At 70.8% G+C, this 15,947-nt stretch carries 19 protein-coding genes; 8 read left to right on the top strand and 11 right to left on the bottom strand.

The genetic code is table 11. The features are described from left to right. Window positions 1-4 precede the first annotated feature (4 nt). From IEY17_RS13065 to IEY17_RS13075, 3 genes are read left to right on the top strand one after another with little or no spacing between them, the layout of a single operon-like run. Complete coding sequence (locus IEY17_RS13065) at window positions 5-421, top strand: roadblock/LC7 domain-containing protein (protein ID WP_188987638.1); 417 nt, start codon at window positions 5-7, stop codon at window positions 419-421. 2 nt (window positions 422-423) lie between these two features. After that, the gene (locus tag IEY17_RS13070) at window positions 424-783 is read left to right on the top strand and encodes a DUF742 domain-containing protein (RefSeq protein WP_188987639.1); all 360 of its coding nucleotides are present in this window, start codon (window positions 424-426) and stop codon (window positions 781-783) included. Window positions 784-823: 40 nt separating this feature from the next. Beyond that, a complete protein-coding gene (locus tag IEY17_RS13075) occupies window positions 824-1,396 on the top strand; it encodes a GTP-binding protein (RefSeq protein WP_229680135.1) in 573 nt (190 codons plus the stop codon). A 78-nt stretch (window positions 1,397-1,474) separates the two neighbouring features. On the opposite strand, the gene IEY17_RS13080 is transcribed toward IEY17_RS13075, so the two are convergent. Together IEY17_RS13080 and IEY17_RS13085 are read right to left on the bottom strand one after the other, a co-directional pair. After that, complete coding sequence (locus IEY17_RS13080; RefSeq protein WP_188987641.1) at window positions 1,475-2,851, bottom strand: tryptophanase; 1,377 nt, start codon at window positions 2,849-2,851, stop codon at window positions 1,475-1,477. 70 nt (window positions 2,852-2,921) lie between these two features. Further along, window positions 2,922-3,968 (bottom strand): tryptophan dimethylallyltransferase family protein, encoded by a 1,047-nt coding sequence (locus IEY17_RS13085; RefSeq protein WP_229680111.1) that lies wholly within the window; start codon window positions 3,966-3,968, stop codon window positions 2,922-2,924. Between the two features lie 582 nt (window positions 3,969-4,550). Here IEY17_RS13085 and IEY17_RS13090 point away from each other — a divergent pair. Continuing rightward, the gene (locus tag IEY17_RS13090; protein ID WP_188987643.1) at window positions 4,551-5,096 is read left to right on the top strand and encodes a hypothetical protein; all 546 of its coding nucleotides are present in this window, start codon (window positions 4,551-4,553) and stop codon (window positions 5,094-5,096) included. A 62-nt stretch (window positions 5,097-5,158) separates the two neighbouring features. Then, window positions 5,159-5,698 (top strand): MarR family winged helix-turn-helix transcriptional regulator, encoded by a 540-nt coding sequence (locus tag IEY17_RS13095; RefSeq protein ID WP_229680112.1) that lies wholly within the window; start codon window positions 5,159-5,161, stop codon window positions 5,696-5,698. A gap of 78 nt (window positions 5,699-5,776) precedes the next feature. Here the strand turns inward: IEY17_RS13095 and IEY17_RS13100 are convergent, their stop codons facing one another. From IEY17_RS13100 to IEY17_RS13125, 7 genes are all read right to left on the bottom strand, one after another. Further along, complete coding sequence (locus IEY17_RS13100) at window positions 5,777-5,929, bottom strand: hypothetical protein (protein WP_188987644.1); 153 nt, start codon at window positions 5,927-5,929, stop codon at window positions 5,777-5,779. Window positions 5,930-6,263: 334 nt separating this feature from the next. Continuing rightward, window positions 6,264-6,614 carry a class III lanthionine synthetase LanKC N-terminal domain-containing protein gene (locus IEY17_RS26215; RefSeq protein WP_483407259.1) on the bottom strand — a complete coding sequence of 117 codons (351 nt, stop codon included), beginning with the start codon at window positions 6,612-6,614 and terminating at the stop codon, window positions 6,264-6,266. An 89-nt stretch (window positions 6,615-6,703) separates the two neighbouring features. Next, on the bottom strand, window positions 6,704-7,015 hold the full coding sequence (locus IEY17_RS25395) for a hypothetical protein (protein WP_229680113.1): 312 nt from the start codon (window positions 7,013-7,015) through the stop codon (window positions 6,704-6,706). A 1,019-nt stretch (window positions 7,016-8,034) separates the two neighbouring features. After that, window positions 8,035-9,171, bottom strand: coding sequence for an LLM class flavin-dependent oxidoreductase (locus tag IEY17_RS13115; protein WP_188987645.1), 1,137 nt, complete (start codon window positions 9,169-9,171; stop codon window positions 8,035-8,037). Window positions 9,172-9,183: 12 nt separating this feature from the next. Next, window positions 9,184-10,095 carry an ABC transporter substrate-binding protein gene (locus IEY17_RS13120; RefSeq protein WP_229680114.1) on the bottom strand — a complete coding sequence of 304 codons (912 nt, stop codon included), beginning with the start codon at window positions 10,093-10,095 and terminating at the stop codon, window positions 9,184-9,186. Window positions 10,096-10,306: 211 nt separating this feature from the next. Beyond that, window positions 10,307-10,387, bottom strand: a complete 81-nt coding sequence (locus tag IEY17_RS26085) for a putative leader peptide (RefSeq protein WP_373289879.1) — start codon at window positions 10,385-10,387, stop codon at window positions 10,307-10,309. Window positions 10,388-10,480: 93 nt separating this feature from the next. After that, complete coding sequence (locus IEY17_RS13125; RefSeq protein ID WP_229680115.1) at window positions 10,481-10,765, bottom strand: DUF3040 domain-containing protein; 285 nt, start codon at window positions 10,763-10,765, stop codon at window positions 10,481-10,483. Between the two features lie 114 nt (window positions 10,766-10,879). Between IEY17_RS13125 and IEY17_RS13130 the strand changes: the two genes are divergently transcribed. Continuing rightward, window positions 10,880-11,236 (top strand): arsenate reductase family protein, encoded by a 357-nt coding sequence (locus IEY17_RS13130; protein ID WP_188987646.1) that lies wholly within the window; start codon window positions 10,880-10,882, stop codon window positions 11,234-11,236. Window positions 11,237-11,378: 142 nt separating this feature from the next. Here IEY17_RS13130 and IEY17_RS13135 read toward each other — a convergent pair whose 3' ends face one another. Continuing rightward, the gene (locus IEY17_RS13135; protein ID WP_188987647.1) at window positions 11,379-11,726 is read right to left on the bottom strand and encodes a gamma-glutamylcyclotransferase family protein; all 348 of its coding nucleotides are present in this window, start codon (window positions 11,724-11,726) and stop codon (window positions 11,379-11,381) included. A 71-nt stretch (window positions 11,727-11,797) separates the two neighbouring features. Continuing rightward, window positions 11,798-14,287 carry an ATP-dependent Clp protease ATP-binding subunit gene (locus IEY17_RS13140; protein WP_188987648.1) on the bottom strand — a complete coding sequence of 830 codons (2,490 nt, stop codon included), beginning with the start codon at window positions 14,285-14,287 and terminating at the stop codon, window positions 11,798-11,800. A 262-nt stretch (window positions 14,288-14,549) separates the two neighbouring features. Between IEY17_RS13140 and IEY17_RS13145 the strand changes: the two genes are divergently transcribed. Both IEY17_RS13145 and IEY17_RS13150 read left to right on the top strand, forming a co-directional pair. Further along, window positions 14,550-15,179, top strand: coding sequence for a class I SAM-dependent methyltransferase (locus IEY17_RS13145; RefSeq protein ID WP_188987649.1), 630 nt, complete (start codon window positions 14,550-14,552; stop codon window positions 15,177-15,179). A gap of 40 nt (window positions 15,180-15,219) precedes the next feature. Further along, on the top strand, window positions 15,220-15,735 hold the full coding sequence (locus IEY17_RS13150) for an XdhC family protein (protein ID WP_188987650.1): 516 nt from the start codon (window positions 15,220-15,222) through the stop codon (window positions 15,733-15,735). The last annotated feature ends 212 nt before the right edge of the window (window positions 15,736-15,947 follow it).

Here is a 15,947-nt window from a genome sequence, read left to right on the forward strand (position 1 = left end):
GGGCATGACCGAGACAGCTTCGAAACTGAGTTGGTTGCTGGACGACTTCGTGCAGGGAGTGCACGGTGCCGACCACGCCGTGGTGCTGTCCAACGACGGCCTCGTGATCGCCAAGTCCGCCGGTCTGGACCGCGACTCCGCCGACAAGCTGGCGGCTGCTTCGTCAAGCATGCGCAGCATCGGCAAGGGCGTCAGCAAGGACTTCGGCCGCGGCCAGGTCGCGCAGACGCACGTCGAGATGGAGCGGGGCTTCCTGTTCGTCTCCGCCGCTGGCAGCGGTGCCTGTCTGGCCGTGCTGAGCGCCTCGGAGGCCGACATCGAGCTGGTGGCCTACGAGATGGGGCGGCTGATCACGCGGGTCGGGACGTTCCTGTCGGCGGCTCCACGTGAACCGCGCGGTGTGGCGGCGGACAGGACCTGACCGTGGACGAGGCGTGGTATGACGATGAAGCGGGCCCGATAGTCCGCCCGTACACGATCACGCGTGGTCGCACTCCCGGCAAGCACAGCCGCCTCGATACGGCCGCCCAGGTGGTCACCGTCGAGCCCCGTCCGGAGACACCGCGGTTGGAGCTGACGCCCGAGCACCGGATGATCCTGGATGCCTGCATGCGTCCGGTTTCGCTGGCGGAGCTCGCCGTCATCCTGACCCAGCCGCTGGGCGTGGTCCGGGTCCTGTGCAGTGACCTGCTCGACCATGGCGCCGTCTTCGTGCGCTCGCCTCGTACAGAAGTCAGCCGAGAAATCTTGGAGCAGGTGTACCGTGGGCTTTGCAGACTCTAGCCTGGCCGAGGGCCGTTCCCGCAGAACAGCCCAGGGCCGCATCGACGCGCCGGGCGGTGACCAGAACGCGGCGCCGATCCCGGTGAAGCTGGTGGTCGCCGGTGGTTTCGGCGTCGGCAAGACAACGCTCGTCGGCGCGGTCAGCGAGATTCCTCCGCTGACCACCGAGGAGGAGATGACCGTCGCCAGTGAAGGCGTCGACGACCTCACCGGCGTCGAGCGCAAGGAGACCACCACGGTCGCGCTGGACTTCGGTCGCATCACCATCTCTGACGAGATCGTGTTGTACCTGTTCGGCGCGCCGGGCCAGAACCGGTTCTGGCCGTTGTGGAACGACCTGGCGCTGGGCGCCGTCGGGGCCGTGGTACTGGTTGACACGCGGAAGTTGGAGGACGCGTTCGCCTCCGTCGACTTCTTCGAGCGCCGCGGCATCCCGTTCGTGGTGGCCGTCAACATCTTCGACGACGCGTACCACTACGAGCCCGAGGAGGTTCGCGAGGCGCTGGTGATCCCGCAGGAGGTGCCGATCGTCATCTGCGACGCGCGGGATCGGGAGCTGGCCAAGAACACCCTGATCACCTTGGTGCGGCACGCGATCGACCGTACGCCCTAGTCCGGCTGCCAGCGCCAAGGACAAGGGGGCGTGACCACTTCGGCGGTCACGCCCCCTTCCGGTTTCCGCGGAAACCCGTTACACCGCGATCGGTTCGGTGCGGCAGCGGAAGTGCCGCAGGACTCCGGGCGCGTGGGTGAGGCGGTAACCCGGCACGCGTTCGGGATTCTTGGCGATGCCGGCCAGGATTTCCGCGACGTACTCCAGGTGGCTGTGGTCGTAGACGCGGCGCGGCAAGGCGAGCCGGACCAGCTCGAACGGCGCCGGGGTGACCAGCTCGTTCTGCGCGTCGAACGTCCCGAGGTACAGCGACCCCAGCTCGGCACAGCGGATGCCGCCCTCCCGGTACAGGGCGCAGGCCAGCGCGTGACCGGGGAAGTGCCGCGGCTGCAGGTGCGGCAGCACCCGCCCGGCGTTGAGGTAGATGGCGTGCAGCCCGGCCGGACGCACCGTGTCGACCCCGGCTTCCTGGGCGCGCTGGGCCAGAAACGCCGCCTCGCGCTCCCGGTCCTCCAGGTAGTGCGGGTCCAGCACCTCCCGCAGACCCTGCGCGAGTTGCTCCATGGTGTGCCCGGTGAGACCACCGTAGGTGCGGAAGCCCTCGGTGGCGATGACGTCGACCTCGCAGCGGTCGGCCAGGTCCGTGTCGTGCACGCCGATGAACGCCCCTTCCGGCGACAGGCCGTCCTTCTTGAGACTGGCGATCGCGCCGTCGGCGAGCTCGAACGCGCGCCGCGCCACCTCGCGCGGGGTCCAGTCCTGATAGCCGGGTTCGCGCCGGGTGACCAGCCAGGCGTTCTCGGCGAAACGGGCGGCGTCGAGGATCAGCGGCACGCCGTGCGCGCGGGCCACCGCGCTGACCGCCTCCAGGTTGGCCATCGACACCGGCTGCCCACCACCGCCGTTGTTGGTGATGGTGATTAGGATCTGGCCGACCCGCGAGCCGTCCGGTCCGGACAGGACCTCCCGGACCGCGTCGACGTCGATATTGCCCTTGAACGGCTCGGCACTGTCCAGATCGGCGGCCTCCCGGCAGGGCAGGTCCCGGGCCTCCGCGCCGAGTCGCTCCACATTGGCGCGTGTGGTGTCGAAGTGGGTGTTGCTGAGGCTGATCCGGCCCGGGCCGAGCAGGGCGCTGAACAGCACCCGCTCGGCGGCCCGTCCCTGGTGCACCGGCAGGATGTGTCGGTACGGCACGATGTCGCGCACCGCGTCGCGGAACCGGTAGAAGGACTCCGCACCCGCGTACCGCTCGTCGGCGCGCTGTGCCCATGCCTGCTGGTCGACGGAGACGGCGCCGGTGCCGGAGTCGGACAACAGGTCGATGCTGACCTTGTCGGCGGGTAGGTTGAACGGGTTGTGCCCGGCGCGGTCGAGTTCGGCGATCCGCTGCTCCCGCGTGGTGATCGGGATGGGTCGCACGACGGCGGCGACGAAGGGCCGGAGATGCGGCATCTAACGTTTCTCCCTGTGACGTTGCTGGTCTGTTCGTCGGCCGCGGAGTGCCGCGGCCGACGAGGTGTGCTTACCGCTCCCCGGCAGGCGTTCCCCCGTACGCCTCGGAGGAGAGGTAGACGGTGGTGCCGATGCGGTTCGGGCTCAGCCGCAGCGAGATATGGGCGAGCAGACCGGCGCGGGCGGCCAGCGGGCGGTCGGTGAGCGCGCCGATGGCCCGGTCGAGCACGGCGGGGTCGACGCCGACCTGCGGCAGGTATCCGCCGATCCGCTCGCGGGCCACCGCGTCGTTCGGCACGTAGTCGCGGATCGGCAGGTAGAGGCTGTAGTTGCTGGGCTTGTCCACGTCGTCGGCGACGAACGAGTAGCTGGACACCAGCGGTCGGCCGGTGAAGACCTCGGTGTCCGGCGCCAGCTGGGCGCAGAACTCGCGCACCAGCGCGGGGTCGATGCCGGGCACGGCGTCCGCGGCGGCCTGGGCGTCGGACGGCCGCGCGTCGCGCTGGCTGACGTACAGCTTGACGCGGGCGTGCGGGCTGTCGTCGAGGTCGAGTGCGAAGAAGACCGGGTCGTCGAGCCCGTCGCGGCGCAGCGCGTACCTGTGCACGGTCTCGTGGGCACCAGCCATGCCCAGGCGGTCGAACGCCTTTTTGACAAGCCGCGGTGCGGCGTCGGCACCGCGCACGTGGGGGTTGAAGTACACCTTGAACTTCGGCGCGCCGGAGGCGTCGAAGATGAACGAGAACCACCAGGAGAACTTGCCCTGCGGTTCGTCCGGGGAGAACAGGTCCTGCACCGAGCGCAGCCGGTCCAGGGCAAGGTGGTAGCGGTCGGCCAGCGCATCGACCAGCTGCCGGGCGGCAGCCAGGTTCGCGGCCGGACCGGGATGGGCCGGCAGCGCTTCGGCGAGGATCCGGAGGCGTCGCGACCCGTCGTCCTGGAACTGCAGCGAGTACTCGACGGGCGTGGCGTCGTCGGCGACATCGGACGGGTAGATCGGTGGTTCGGACAACGGGCGCTGGGCGGCCGGTCCGAGAACATCGGAGAGTAGTCGCAGCGCGGCGGATTCGTCGATGCCGACGACTTCGCAGAGGTTCTTTAACTGTGTTCCCGTCAACTCGCCCAGCGTGGCCCCGACAAAACGCATTGAAACCCCGATCCGTGTGTTTCCAGGCTACAACAACCGTGTCTGGTGTGACGGGCGGTCACAATAATACGTGGTTTTGGGGCAGGCCAGGTCCATGGGGGTGATCTTGAACAACTCGATGGGCCCAATTGGAGCCCGGTTCGGTTGCGCAGAGTTAGGGAAAACTCCTTGTTCCGCAGCCGAGATCAATTCGTAATCGAAGGTCTCTTCTGTGCTCGTTTGCGTAATGGTATCCGGTCCGCAATGGACACCTCGGATAACTGTTCGCCAGTGTTTCGAATGGGAACGCCTGTTCGAACTCGGTTATGGTGGGAAGTCGCCGCCGCGTAAGAAGTCGGTGCCCTCGGTGGGGTCGGGGGAGGACCACGTTGGCGCGCCGGCGCCGGGTCCACGATGGTCCCGTTGCCGGCTGCGCAGCACGGTATGACCGCGGCGGAGTGGAGTCGATGGCCCGGTCGGTGAGCCGCTGTGGGAGCATGCGGCTCGGGCTGGCGCCGACCGGGCTCCGGTAGACTTTTCCGGCCGGGCGACGATTGGGAAGCGAGAGTTTCGATGGCACGTGACGCGGACCGTGACGGTTCCGCCGCAGGGGCTTCCGCGATCCTGAAGCGGATCGATCCCTTCGTTTGGTTACCCGTGGTGCCGCTGCTGCTGCTCGCGGTGGTGGTGCTGATCGTTGGCGTCCCGGAGCTGGCGGCGATCCTTGCGGTGGGCGGTCTGCTGCTGCTGGGCTTCGACCTCTGGGTGAACAGCCGCAAGAGGCGCGGTGCGGCCGGTCGCCGGCCCGCCCGCCGTCGTGATGACGACGATCTTGACCTCGACTTCGAACCAGCCCCGCGCACCCCGTCGCGGCGGTCGCAGCAGCGTCCGGCGGAGCGCGCGGCCATGCCCCGCGCGTCCGGACCTCAGCGCACCGCACAGCGGAACCCCAACGCCCAGCGCAATCCCCATGCCCAGCGCAACCCGAACATCCAGCGGGCGGCCAATCCTCCGCAGCAGCGCGGTGCCAACCCGCCGCGCCGTACCGCCGCCCCGACCCGGCAGGCCCCGCGTCCGCAGCAGCGACCGGCCGGTGGTCGGCCCGGTGGCCGCCGCTGACCGGCGCGATTGCTGGGCGCTGCTATTCTCAACTCGCCTGTTCCGCGCAATTGCGGGGTGACGTGACAGTGGCGCGACGCAACCGGTTTCGTCCGGACGCGGTCGACTTCATGTTGGAGGAGTGGCAGCGGGAGGTTCCGGACGTCGATGCCTCGGCGATGGCCGTGTTCGGCCGCCTGCATCGCGCCTTCCGCGGCTACCATGACCAGCTGAACCGGATCCTCCACTCCTTCGATCTGACCATGGCGGGGTTCAGCATCCTGGCGTCGCTGCGCCGGGCGGGCAGTCCCTACCGGCGCACCGCCGGGGAGCTCGCCGACGCCGCGCTGGTGACCACCGGGGGGATCACGCAGCGCGTCGACAAGCTGGAGGCGGCGGGGCTGGTGCGCCGGGATCGCGATCCCAACGACCGGCGTACCGTGCACGTCCAGCTCACCGCGAAGGGCATCGCCTTCACCGACGAGGTCAGCGCGGTGCACTTCGCCAACGAGCGCCGCATGCTCAGCGGCCTGACCGCCACCGAGCAGGAGCGCCTGGCGGACCTGCTGAGCCGCCTTGAAGTCTCACTGGACCACGCGGCAGCCCAACAACCCAACCGCTGAACGCCACCGAGAGGCACCCTCCACCTGCCTGGCGGGCGGGTTCCGGGATCACGGCGTGGGAGGGGTCCAGACGGCGGTTTAGAGGCGGGTTCCTCCTCGGCGGTGGAGGCGGCGGAGGAACGACAGGACACCCGCGGTTCCCGTGGACCACGGGCCGCTCGCCGACTCCAGGGAGTTGTCCGGGAACACCGGGGCCGTGAGGTCGCCGCCGCTGCGGGCGAGCATGTGCACCAAGATTTCCTCGGCACCGCGCCAGAAATCCTCGTCGCCGGTGGCGGTGGCCAGGTCGATGAGGGCTTCGCCGATACGGCGTCCGGTTCGACGACGTGCAGCACCAGGTGCCCGGCGCCGATGCCGGCGACGCCGTGGATGTCCAGCTCCACCGCGGCCGCCACGCCCTGCGGGTGGTGCAGCAGTTCCAGCCCGAGCCCGGCCGAGCCGCTGTAGACGTTGGTCCTGGGCGGTTCGCCCCGGCCGGGTTCGGTCGGCGTCGCCGCCATCAGCTCGACGGCCCGGAGGCACTGAGCCACCGAGTGGTCCACAATGGAGGACAGGAGTTTCGCTGTCAGCATCGGAGTCTTCGGCCGGGAGGTCGACAGGGCGCGCAGGCGACCGGACCGCAGCTCGGCGAACGCCTCGGTGCGCACCGCGGGGGTCGAGGCTGAGCAGCGCGGGCAGCAGCCGCACCACACCGTTTCCCGGCTCGGGGCAGAGCAGGGTGCGCTCCACGTTGCGCGCCAGGTCCCCGTCCGCGCCGATCGGGTTGATGCCGGTGGCGGCGAAGAAAGTCGCAGTCCCGGGCCAACAGCAGCGGCAGCACGCGGTCGAGGGTCTCCGCGAGCGTGCCCGGCCGGGCGGAGATGCGCAGCTTCCAGCCCTGCACGGGGAGCGCAATGCCGTGTTCGTGCACGCTCACCCAGGTTTCGTCGACCGCGACCTATGCGACCCGCGTGCGTTGCTTCCCGTTCCAGCCGCTGCCCTACGCGCGAATCGGTTTGGTCGCAATTATGTCCATGTTCCGCGCTCCCCGGTCGACGAACCGGTGGAAAACGGTCGCACGGCGGCGAGGCCGGTCCGCCGCCGTTTTCCGTGACCGGTCTGATTACCGTTTTTCCTGCAATTCGTGGGGAAGGGGAAAGCGTTGTCGGTCAGATGATCGACGGACAGCACGGCCAGGTGCTGCACACCGTTCGCGTGCAGGTGTTCACGCAGCCTGCGGCCCGTGCAGGACCTCCTTGAGGTCGGCCTCGAAGCGACCGCGACGTCCTCGATCTCCAGCCCGCCCGCGTCGCGCGGTTCCAGGGTGAGAGTGGACATGCGAATCTTGCTTTCTCGTCCGCCGGTTCGGCGGCACGTTCAGGGCACAGCGCACAAAGAATCGGCGTCGTGCGCCGCGGATTTCCGATGCGGCCGGGTCACCCGGCGAGCCTGAAGAATTGTTGCCACAGGCCGCTTCGGCGACCTGGGCCCACATGGACGAACAAAGGCCATTTACACAACTCCGGTGTTTGGTCTCAGTTCACCGGTGTGACAGGGCGAAGCGGTTGTGGCACAACTCGTTCGACTCCCGGGCCGCGTCGATGAGGTGGCGGTGCTGGCACCCGCCGAACCCGCCGACCTCGTCACGCCCTACTGGCAGGCCCACGATGCCGAGATACTCGCGGCGAACTTCGGGGTGATCGCCCGGCGGTTACCGGACCTGGCGGGGGGTGCCCTGCACGTCGCCTGGCAGGCCAGCCGGGCGGACACCGCCGCCGCCCTCGTGGTGAACGTGCCGGCCGGATTCTTCACCGCCTCCGGCCTGCTGGCCAGCAATGACGTGCTGGAGTCGTTGTTCACCGACGGCGCCACCGTCGATCGGGTGCGCGCGGCGATCCCGGCGCTGCTGCTGGTGACCGCGCTACCCGACGGGTGGGCGGCGCTGCGCTCGGCACGGATGCGCTACGCCGCGTTCCGCCGGGTTTCCACCGCGCGGCGGCGCAAGTTCCTGCTCTCCGACCTGATGGCCGAACGGCTGCCCGCCGCCGAGGTGCGCGCCTTCACGCTGCGCCGGTTCCTGCTCGCCGAGTACGACCGGATCGCCGACTACGAGCAACGGGTGGAGCTCGACGTGGCCTGGCAGCGCGCCACGACGCGGGTCAGCGGCGACCTGCTCGGCGGTCTGGCAGGATCGGCACAACGCGCCGAGCACCGCGCGGTCGCGAAAGGACGGCGGCCGCTCACGACGTGGTTCGAAAGGGACAGGTGGTCCGGAACGGGCTGGGGTGCGGGCCGGGAGGGACTCGTCGCCCGGCACGGACACCCCGCAGCGCGCGGGGTGTCCGTGCCGGGGAGCATCAGGCCGGGACCGGCTGCTGGACCGGGGTTTCGGGGTGCGCCAGGAGGCCACGGCGGGCGAGTTCCGGGTGCACGCCCTCACCGAACCAGTACGCCTCCTCCAGGTGCGGGTAGCCGGAGAGCACGAACTCCTCCACGCCGACCGCGTGGTACTCCTCGATGAGGTCGGCGACCTCGCTGTGGCTGCCGACGAAGGCCGTGCCGGCGCCGCCGCGCAGCAACCCGACCCCCGCCCACAGCCCCGGGTGCACCTCCAGGTCGCGGGCGTTGCCGGTCAGCTGCCCGCCGTGCAGGGCGACCATGCTGCGCTGGCCGGTCGACTCGGTCCGCGCCAGCCTCTCCTGGGACGCCGCCACGTCCGCCGGGTCCATCTGGTCGACGAACCGCTGCGCGGTCGCCCACGCCTCGGCGCTGGAGTCGCGGGTGATGACGTGGGCGCGCACCCCGAAGCGCAGCGTGCGGCCCTCCTCGGCGGCCAGCTCGCGCAGCCGCTGCACCTTCCGGGCCACCGCGCCGGGCGGCTCGCCCCAGGTCAGGTGCACGTCGGCGCGCCGGGCCGCGACCGGCAGGGCGGCGTCCGACGACCCGCCGAAGTACAGCGGCGGCTGCGGGGTCGGCCGCGCGAACGAGGTCGCGCCGCGGACCTGGTAGTACCGGCCGTCAAAGTCGAACGGCCCGCCCGCGAAGATCCCGCGCAGCACGGCCAGGAACTCGTCGGTGCGCGCGTAGCGCTCGTCGTGGTCGAGCCAGTCGCCGTAGCGCTGCGCCTCCACCGACTCCCCGCCGGTGACGATGTTGAGCAGCAGCCGACCCCCGGACACCTCCTGGTAGGTGGCGGCCAGCTGCGCGGCCAGCGTCGGGGTCAGCGAGCCGGGGCGGAAGGCCACCAGGAATTTGATCCGGCGGGTGCGCGCCAGCAGCGCGGCGGTGGTGAGCCAGGCGTCCTGGCACCAGCTGCCGGTGGGGGTCAGCATGCCGGTGAACCCGACGTGCTCGGCGGCCTGCGCCACCTGCGCGAGGTAGTCGATGTCAGGTCGTCGCGGTGTGTCGGCCGCAGCCGCTGTTACGTGTGGACGGTCCACGATGGAGCGTCCGTCGCCGTGGGTGGGCAGGAACCAGTGTGTGGTGATGCTCATGCTTCCTCCGGATCAGCTGACCGCAGCGAGTTGCGCGGCGAACCTGGTGTCGACGAACTCGGCGAAGGAGAACCGGCGCGGGATCTCCCGGGCCGCCACGAAGGCGTCCGCCAGCTCCTGCTCGGAGCGGACCACTGCTTCATCCAGCGGCACCGGCAGGTCCGGCCCGGCGGCGGTGGCGCGGCGGGTGACCTCGATCGGCAGACCGGTGTCGGCCGCCCACGCCTGGGCCCGCTCCTCCCGGTGGGTGTCGGCGTAGCGCTGCGCCCGCGCCAGCCGCACCAGGTAGTCGGCGATGGCGGTGTTGCGGCCCGCGTCGGCCAGCGCGGCGGTCCCGGCGACCTGGAAGCTCAGTCCGTTGGCGGTGTGCCGGCCGTCGGCGATCACCCGGGCACCCGACTCCAGCTGCACCTGGGAGAAGTACGGGTCCCAGATGGCCCAGGCGTCCACCGCCCCCTGCCGGAACGCGCCGAGCGCGTCGGACGGCTGGAGGTAGACGAGTTCGACGTCGTCGGGCGTGAGGTTGATCGTGCGCAGCGTCAGCAGGATCTGGGCGTGCGCGGAACTCCCCTTGGCGACGGCGATCTTGCGGCCGCGCAGCTCGTCGACGCGCTGCAACGGCGAATCCGGCCGCACCACCAGCGCGTCGCTGGTGGTGTTGCCCTTCGACGCCGCGACCGCGCGGATCTTGGCGCCGGCCGCGGCGGCGAACAGCGGCGGCGTGTTGCCGACTCCGCCGAGGTCGATCGCGTCCGCCGACACCGCCTCCAGCAGCGGTGGCCCGGACGGGAAGGTGGCCCATTGCACGGTGTACGGGAATTCGTCGAGGCCCGCGGAGCGCAGCAGGGAACGGGAGTTGCCTTTCTGGTCACCGACGCGGAGGGTCACCTTCGCCAGTTGCTGCGGGGAGACCGGTGCGGGCACCGGCGCCTGCTCGGGCGCCCGCGACCCGCTGGCGCAGGCGCTGAGGAGGCCGGTTGACGCGGTGGATATGGCCAGCAAAGTGAGGAAATCACGACGACGCACGGTCGGTTACTCCAGGTTCGAAGAGGGAGTGAAGGCAGGCGAAAGCAGACCCGCGCGGCGGGCGCGGGACGGCAATGCGGATCAGCCCAAAAGGATCAGCGCACGAGGATCAACGGGGACGACATGCGGAGCTGGCCTGCCGTCGCAGATCGACGTGCAGGCGCCAGGTCAACGCAACGCGTCCGGTCACGGTGCGGATCTTCGCAACGGCGCGGCGGCAGCGTCAACGCCCCGGCGCGCCCTCCCACGGACCGGGAACGGCGGCGGTCCGCGCCCGCCGCCGTCAGTCGAACCGGATCTGCCAGTGCCGCGAGACGAGGGCGGCCGCGGCCAGCGAGCCCGCGGCGAGCACACCCCAACCCTCGCCGAGGAACAGGCACAGCACCGCGAGGATGATCGCGACCAGCGCGAGCAGCATCCGCGGCGACATGTGGGCCCGCACCCGGGTGAGCAGGCTGGTGTCGGTCAGCCTGCGGGCGAGCTTCGGATCCTCGCCCATAAGCTGGTTCTCGATCTCCTTCAGGCGGCGACGTTCATCCCTGGGCAGCATGGCCACCTCCAAGGTCATCCGCCTCGTTGAACAAGTATCGCAACGATCGACCTGCCTGGAAAGGGTCCATCGTCCCCGCCGCGGAGCAGTCCCGCTAGCCTGGGACCCGGTCGCTGCGACAAGGAGTTCTCGATGGAGATCTGGGTCAACCCGGCGTGTTCGAAGTGCCGTTCGGCGGTGGAGATGCTCGACGAGGCGGGCGTCGAGTACACGGTGCGGCGCTACCTGGAGCAGCCCCCGACCGCGGACGAGCTGGCGCAGGTGCTAGACCGCCTCGGTCTGGAACCGTGGGACGTCGCGCGGATGGCGGAGCCGGTGGCCAAGGAGCTCGGCCTGAAGGACTGGGACCGGGACGAGGCCACCCGCGGAAAGTGGATCGAGGCGATGGTGGCGCACCCGAAACTGATCCAGCGGCCGATCATCACCGCCGACGACGGCACCACCGTGGTTGCCCGCACCCCGGAGGCGGTCCGGTCCGTCCTGCCCTGACCCGGCGCTCAGGCGTGACCGTGGCGTGTCACCGGCCGCCGCCCGCTTGACGCGAGCTGACCGCCTCAGGTTCCGTCGCGGAGGGTTTCCACAAAGTGGGGTCCAGCGGGTCCACCGGCGCACAGCGACCGCGGGCATCCCGTCACTCCAGCGGCCAGCCGCGGTGCAGGGGACGCATCCCGTCGACCGGGCCGAGCCAGAGGTAGACCCAGCACGGTCGCCCGCCCAGGGGGACGCTGCGGCGCTCGTACTCGGGACCCTCGTACTCGTCCAGCAGCGGCAACGCGGTGGCCGGGTCGCGCAGCCGGAACACCTCCACCGGCACGCGGGAATCGCCGCCGAGCTTCAACGCCGGGTAGCCGTGGCCGGTGTCGTAGAGCTTCCCGGGCAGCCAGGTCGCCTCGCCGGGGCCGGTGACGTGCGGGGCGAGCAGGTGCCACGCCGCCGCGCCTGCCCGCAGCGTTCCGTAGACAGCAATGCGATCGGGCACGTCGGCGATTCTCCTGCAGGACGCGGCCGGGGCGCGCGCGTGGTGCGCCCGCCCCGGCCACGTGGCACCGCTCAGACCGCGACCGCGTGGTCGACCTGGAAGGTCAGCTCGCCGTCGGCGGTGCCGATCCGCAGCCTCGACCCCGCCTCGAGCCCACCGTCCAGGATCAGGTCGCTGATCCGGTCGTCGACCTCGCGCTCGATGGCCCGCCGCAGCGGCCGCGCCCCGAACTCGGGCCGGTAGCCGCGCTCGGCGATCCAGGCGACCGCCGCGTCGTCGAACTCAACGGCGATCCCCATGTCCCGCAACCGCTGCTCGGTGCGCCGGAGCAGCATCCGGGTGATCGTGCGCAGCTGCTCGTCGTCGAGCCGCCGGAAGACCACGATCTCGTTGATGCGGTTGAGAAACTCCGGCCGGAACGCCTCCCGCAGCCGCGGCATGATCAGCTCGTCCAGCGCCGGGTCGGCGTCCCCGCTGCTGAACCCGATGCGGCCGCCGGGGCTGGAGACGATCTCCGAACCGAGGTTGCTGGTCATGATCAGCACCGTGTTGCTGAAGTCCACGGTCCGGCCCTGGCCGTCGGTCAGCCGGCCGTCGTCGAGGACCTGCAGCAGCGTGTTGAACACGTCCGGGTGGGCCTTCTCGATCTCGTCCAGCAGCACCACCGAGTACGGGTGCCGCCGCACGGCCTCGGTCAGCTCACCCGCCTCGCCGTGCCCGACGTAGCCGGGCGGGGCGCCGACGAGACGGCTGGCGGTGTGCCGTTCCTGGAACTCGCTCATGTCCAGCCGCACCATGCGCTGCTCGTCGCCGAACAGCGACTCGGCCAGCGCCTTGGCCAGCTCGGTCTTGCCGACCCCGGTGGGGCCGAGGAACAGGAAGCTGCCAACCGGCCGGTTCGGGTCGCCGAGCCCGCTGCGGGAACGGCGCACCGCGCGGGCCAGCGCCCGCACCGCGTCGTCCTGGCCGACGACGCGCTGGTGCAGCTCCTGCTCCAGGTTCTGCAGCCGCACCTTCTCGGCCGCGGTCAGCCGGCTGACCGGCACCCCGGTGGCGCGGGCGACGATCTCGGCGATGTCCTCGGCGGTGATCTCCGGCCTGCCGTCGGACGGGCTGCTGCCGAGCTTGGCCTGAGCCTGGTTGATCTCATCGCGCAGCGCCGAGGCCCGCTCGTAGTCCTCCTGGGCGACGGCTTCGTTCTTCAGCTGCTCCAGCCGCTGGATGCGGCTGCGCAGCTGCTCCACGTCCGGCGCGAGCGCGGACAGCCGCTTGCGGGCACCGGCCTGGTCGATCAGATCGATCGCCTTGTCCGGCAGGAACCGGTCGTTGAGGTACTGGTCGGACAGCCGGGCCGCGGCCTGCACCGCCTCGTCGGTGTAGCGGACCTGGTGGTGCTCCTCGTAGCGCTCGCGCAGGCCGCGCAGGATCTCGACGGTGTCGGCGACGCTCGGCTCGGGCACCTGCACCGGCTGGAACCGGCGCGCCAGCGCGGAGTCCTTCTCGATGTGCTTGCGGTACTCGTCCAGCGTCGTCGCGCCGACCACGTGCAGCTCACCGCGGGCCAGGCGGGGCTTGAGCATGTTGCCCGCGTCCATCGCGCCCTCGGCGCCGCCGGCACCGACGACGGTGTGCAGCTCGTCGACGAACACGATCAGCTCGTCGCGGTGCTCGGCGATCTCGTCGATCACCTTGGTCATGCGCTCCTCGAAGTCGCCGCGGTAGCGGGTCCCGGCGAGCATGCCGGACAGGTCCAGCTGGACCACCCGCTTGTCGGCGAGCACCTGCGGCACCTGGCCGGCGGCGATGCGCTGGGCCAGGCCCTCGACGACCGCGGTCTTGCCGACGCCCGCCTCGCCGATGAGCACCGGGTTGTTCTTGGTGCGCCGGGACAGGATCTCGACGGTCTGCTCGATCTCGTCGGCGCGGCCGATCACCGGGTCCAGCTCGCCGGCGCGGGCGCGGGCGGTGAGGTCGCGGCCGTACTGGTCGAGGGTCGGGGTGTCGCTGTTCTCCTGCTGGCTCGGCGCGGTCTGCTCGGTGCGCTGCCGCTGGTTGGCCGCGCGCAGTGCCTCGGGGCCGGCTCCGGCGGAGCCCAGGAGGCGGCCGGTTTCCGACTCGGGGCTGGCCGACATCGCCAGCAGCACGTGATGCGGGCCGATGTAGGTGGAGCCGAGCGCCCGGGCCACCCGGTGTGCGTCGGCGAGCACCGTGCGCGCCGCGAGGGTCAGCGTGACGGCGTCGTTCTCCACCGGCGACTGGGCGGCCGGAAGGTGCTGCTCGACCTGTTTCGCGAAGGCGTCGGTGTCGACGCCGACCTGCTTCAGCAGCTCGCGGGTGGGGGCCTGCTTGGCCGCCGCCCACAGCAGGTGCAGCGCGTCCAGGCTGTGCTGCCCGCGGTCGCGCGCGAACCGGGCGGCCTCGCCCACCAGCTGCTGCGCCTGCTCGGTCATCAACTGGGTGATGTCGATCCGGCGGGAGCTGGGCGTGGCGTCGTCCGTGCCGAAGAAGCGCGCGAAGTACTCGTCGAACGGTCCGCCGACCGGTCCGAAGAACGTCGCCATTCCTGACCTCCTCGCGACGGTGTTGCTGGCTGTCGCCGCCATCTCCTTGAGTGTGCTGCTATCAACCAACGTTAGCCCGGCCCAGGTAATTCCCAGCAGCCCCACTGGTGTCGCACGTCACCTTCCGCGCATGCGCACGCTTGCGCACGTCTGGCGGGCCACGCCGGTTTGTCGGCGACCGTCCGCCGTTCGTGGTCCGGGTCTTGACCTCCAGTCCGCTCGAAGTTCCACGCTGGGGGCACCGACAGAGAGAGGTGTGGGCATGGAGACTTCGGTGGAGCGGTCGACCTTCGAGGAGGCGTACGCGGCGGGCTCGGCGCCGTGGGTCATCGGCGAGCCGCAACCGGCGATCGTCGAGCTGGAGCGGGCGGGTGGCATCCGCGGGGCGGTGCTGGACCCCGGGTGCGGGGCGGGCGAGCACACCATCCTGCTGACCCGGCTCGGCTACGACGTGCTCGGCGTCGACTTCTCACCGCGTGCGGTGGAGCTGGCGCGGCAGAACGCCGCCCGGCAGCAGGTCGAGGCCCGCTTCGAGGTCGCCGACGCGCTGCGGCTGGACGGCGAGTCGCGCTTCGACACCGTGGTGGACAGCGCGCTGTTCCACGTGTTCGGGCCCGAGGACCGCGCGGCCTACGTGCGCGGCCTGCACCGGGTGTGCCGCGCGGGCGGGGCGGTGCACGTGCTGGCGTTGTCCGACGTCGAGCCCGGCTTCGGGCCGCGCGTCGGCGAGCATGTGATCCGCGAGGCGTTCGGGGCGGGCTGGCGGCTGGAGGAGGTCCGGCCGAGCCACTACCGGGGCGTCGCGCGCGGCGAGGCGGCCGCGGAACTGGGGGTCGAGGACGGCGCGGTGGTCGACCTGGCGGCCTGGCTGGCCACCGCCACCCGGGCCTGAGCTCCACTGTGGACCGTATCGGGTGTGGCAGACTGGGGGCATGACCGAGGATGCCGCGTGCGCCGTGGCGCACGGTGAAGTTTCGATGGACACCGGTGATCGCGCGCTGGTGGCGGTCTTCGCCTCGCCGGTGGCCGATCACCTGCTCCGGTACGGCCGGGACCTTGGCTTCCGGCTGTTGCTGGTCGAGCCCGACCCGGAGCGCGCCGTGCCGGAGGGACTCGACGTGGTGCGGTCCGTGCCGGAGCTGGGCCCGGAGGTCGACGTCGTGGTCACCGACCACCACCGGGCCGAGCTCGGGCCGGTGCTGCGCGACGTGCTGGCGCACGACGTCCGGTGGGTCGGCATCATGGGCAACCCCCGCCACGTCGGACCGCACGTGGCGGCCCTGCGGGAGCTCGGCGTCCCGGATGCCGAGATCAAGCGGGTGCACCGGCCGATCGGGCTGAACATCGGCTCTCGCACCCCGCCGGAGATCGCGGTGGCCACCCTGGCCGGGCTGATCGCCGACCGCAACGGCAAACCCGGCGGCTTCACCTTCTCAGGGCCTGCCTGACGAACCACCCCTGCCTGGGGAATCCCCAGGCAGGGAAAAAGCGAATGGAACCTGACGGCGAGACAACAGCGACGTGTCCCTGCGCCGATCGAGTGAAGCGCTAGGTAGCCTGTTTCGCGGGTGAGCACAGGCCGCGACCTCTTTTTATCCCTGTCGGTACGGGGATCCTACCGGTCATCGGCTTTTTGGTCGACATCGCGGATGTGACAAAA

Source organism: Saccharopolyspora thermophila, from assembly GCF_014646075.1.
In the GTDB taxonomy this organism is placed as follows: domain Bacteria; phylum Actinomycetota; class Actinomycetes; order Mycobacteriales; family Pseudonocardiaceae; genus Saccharopolyspora; species Saccharopolyspora thermophila.

What these genes read in the sequence shown, in the direction of transcription:
- IEY17_RS13145 (WP_188987649.1), top strand. Translation starts at nt 14,550, where the DNA reads ATGGAGACTTCGGTGGAGCGGTCGACCTTCGAGGAGGCGTACGCGGCG.
- IEY17_RS13065 (WP_188987638.1), top strand. Translation starts at nt 5, where the DNA reads ATGACCGAGACAGCTTCGAAACTGAGTTGGTTGCTGGACGACTTCGTG.
- IEY17_RS13090 (WP_188987643.1), top strand. Translation starts at nt 4,551, where the DNA reads ATGGCACGTGACGCGGACCGTGACGGTTCCGCCGCAGGGGCTTCCGCG.
- IEY17_RS13130 (WP_188987646.1), top strand. Translation starts at nt 10,880, where the DNA reads ATGGAGATCTGGGTCAACCCGGCGTGTTCGAAGTGCCGTTCGGCGGTG.
- IEY17_RS13115 (WP_188987645.1), bottom strand. Translation starts at nt 9,171, where the DNA reads ATGAGCATCACCACACACTGGTTCCTGCCCACCCACGGCGACGGACGC.
- IEY17_RS13125 (WP_229680115.1), bottom strand. Translation starts at nt 10,765, where the DNA reads ATGACCTTGGAGGTGGCCATGCTGCCCAGGGATGAACGTCGCCGCCTG.
- IEY17_RS13140 (WP_188987648.1), bottom strand. Translation starts at nt 14,287, where the DNA reads ATGGCGACGTTCTTCGGACCGGTCGGCGGACCGTTCGACGAGTACTTC.
- IEY17_RS13150 (WP_188987650.1), top strand. Translation starts at nt 15,220, where the DNA reads ATGACCGAGGATGCCGCGTGCGCCGTGGCGCACGGTGAAGTTTCGATG.
- IEY17_RS13080 (WP_188987641.1), bottom strand. Translation starts at nt 2,851, where the DNA reads ATGCCGCATCTCCGGCCCTTCGTCGCCGCCGTCGTGCGACCCATCCCG.
- IEY17_RS25395 (WP_229680113.1), bottom strand. Translation starts at nt 7,015, where the DNA reads ATGTCCACTCTCACCCTGGAACCGCGCGACGCGGGCGGGCTGGAGATC.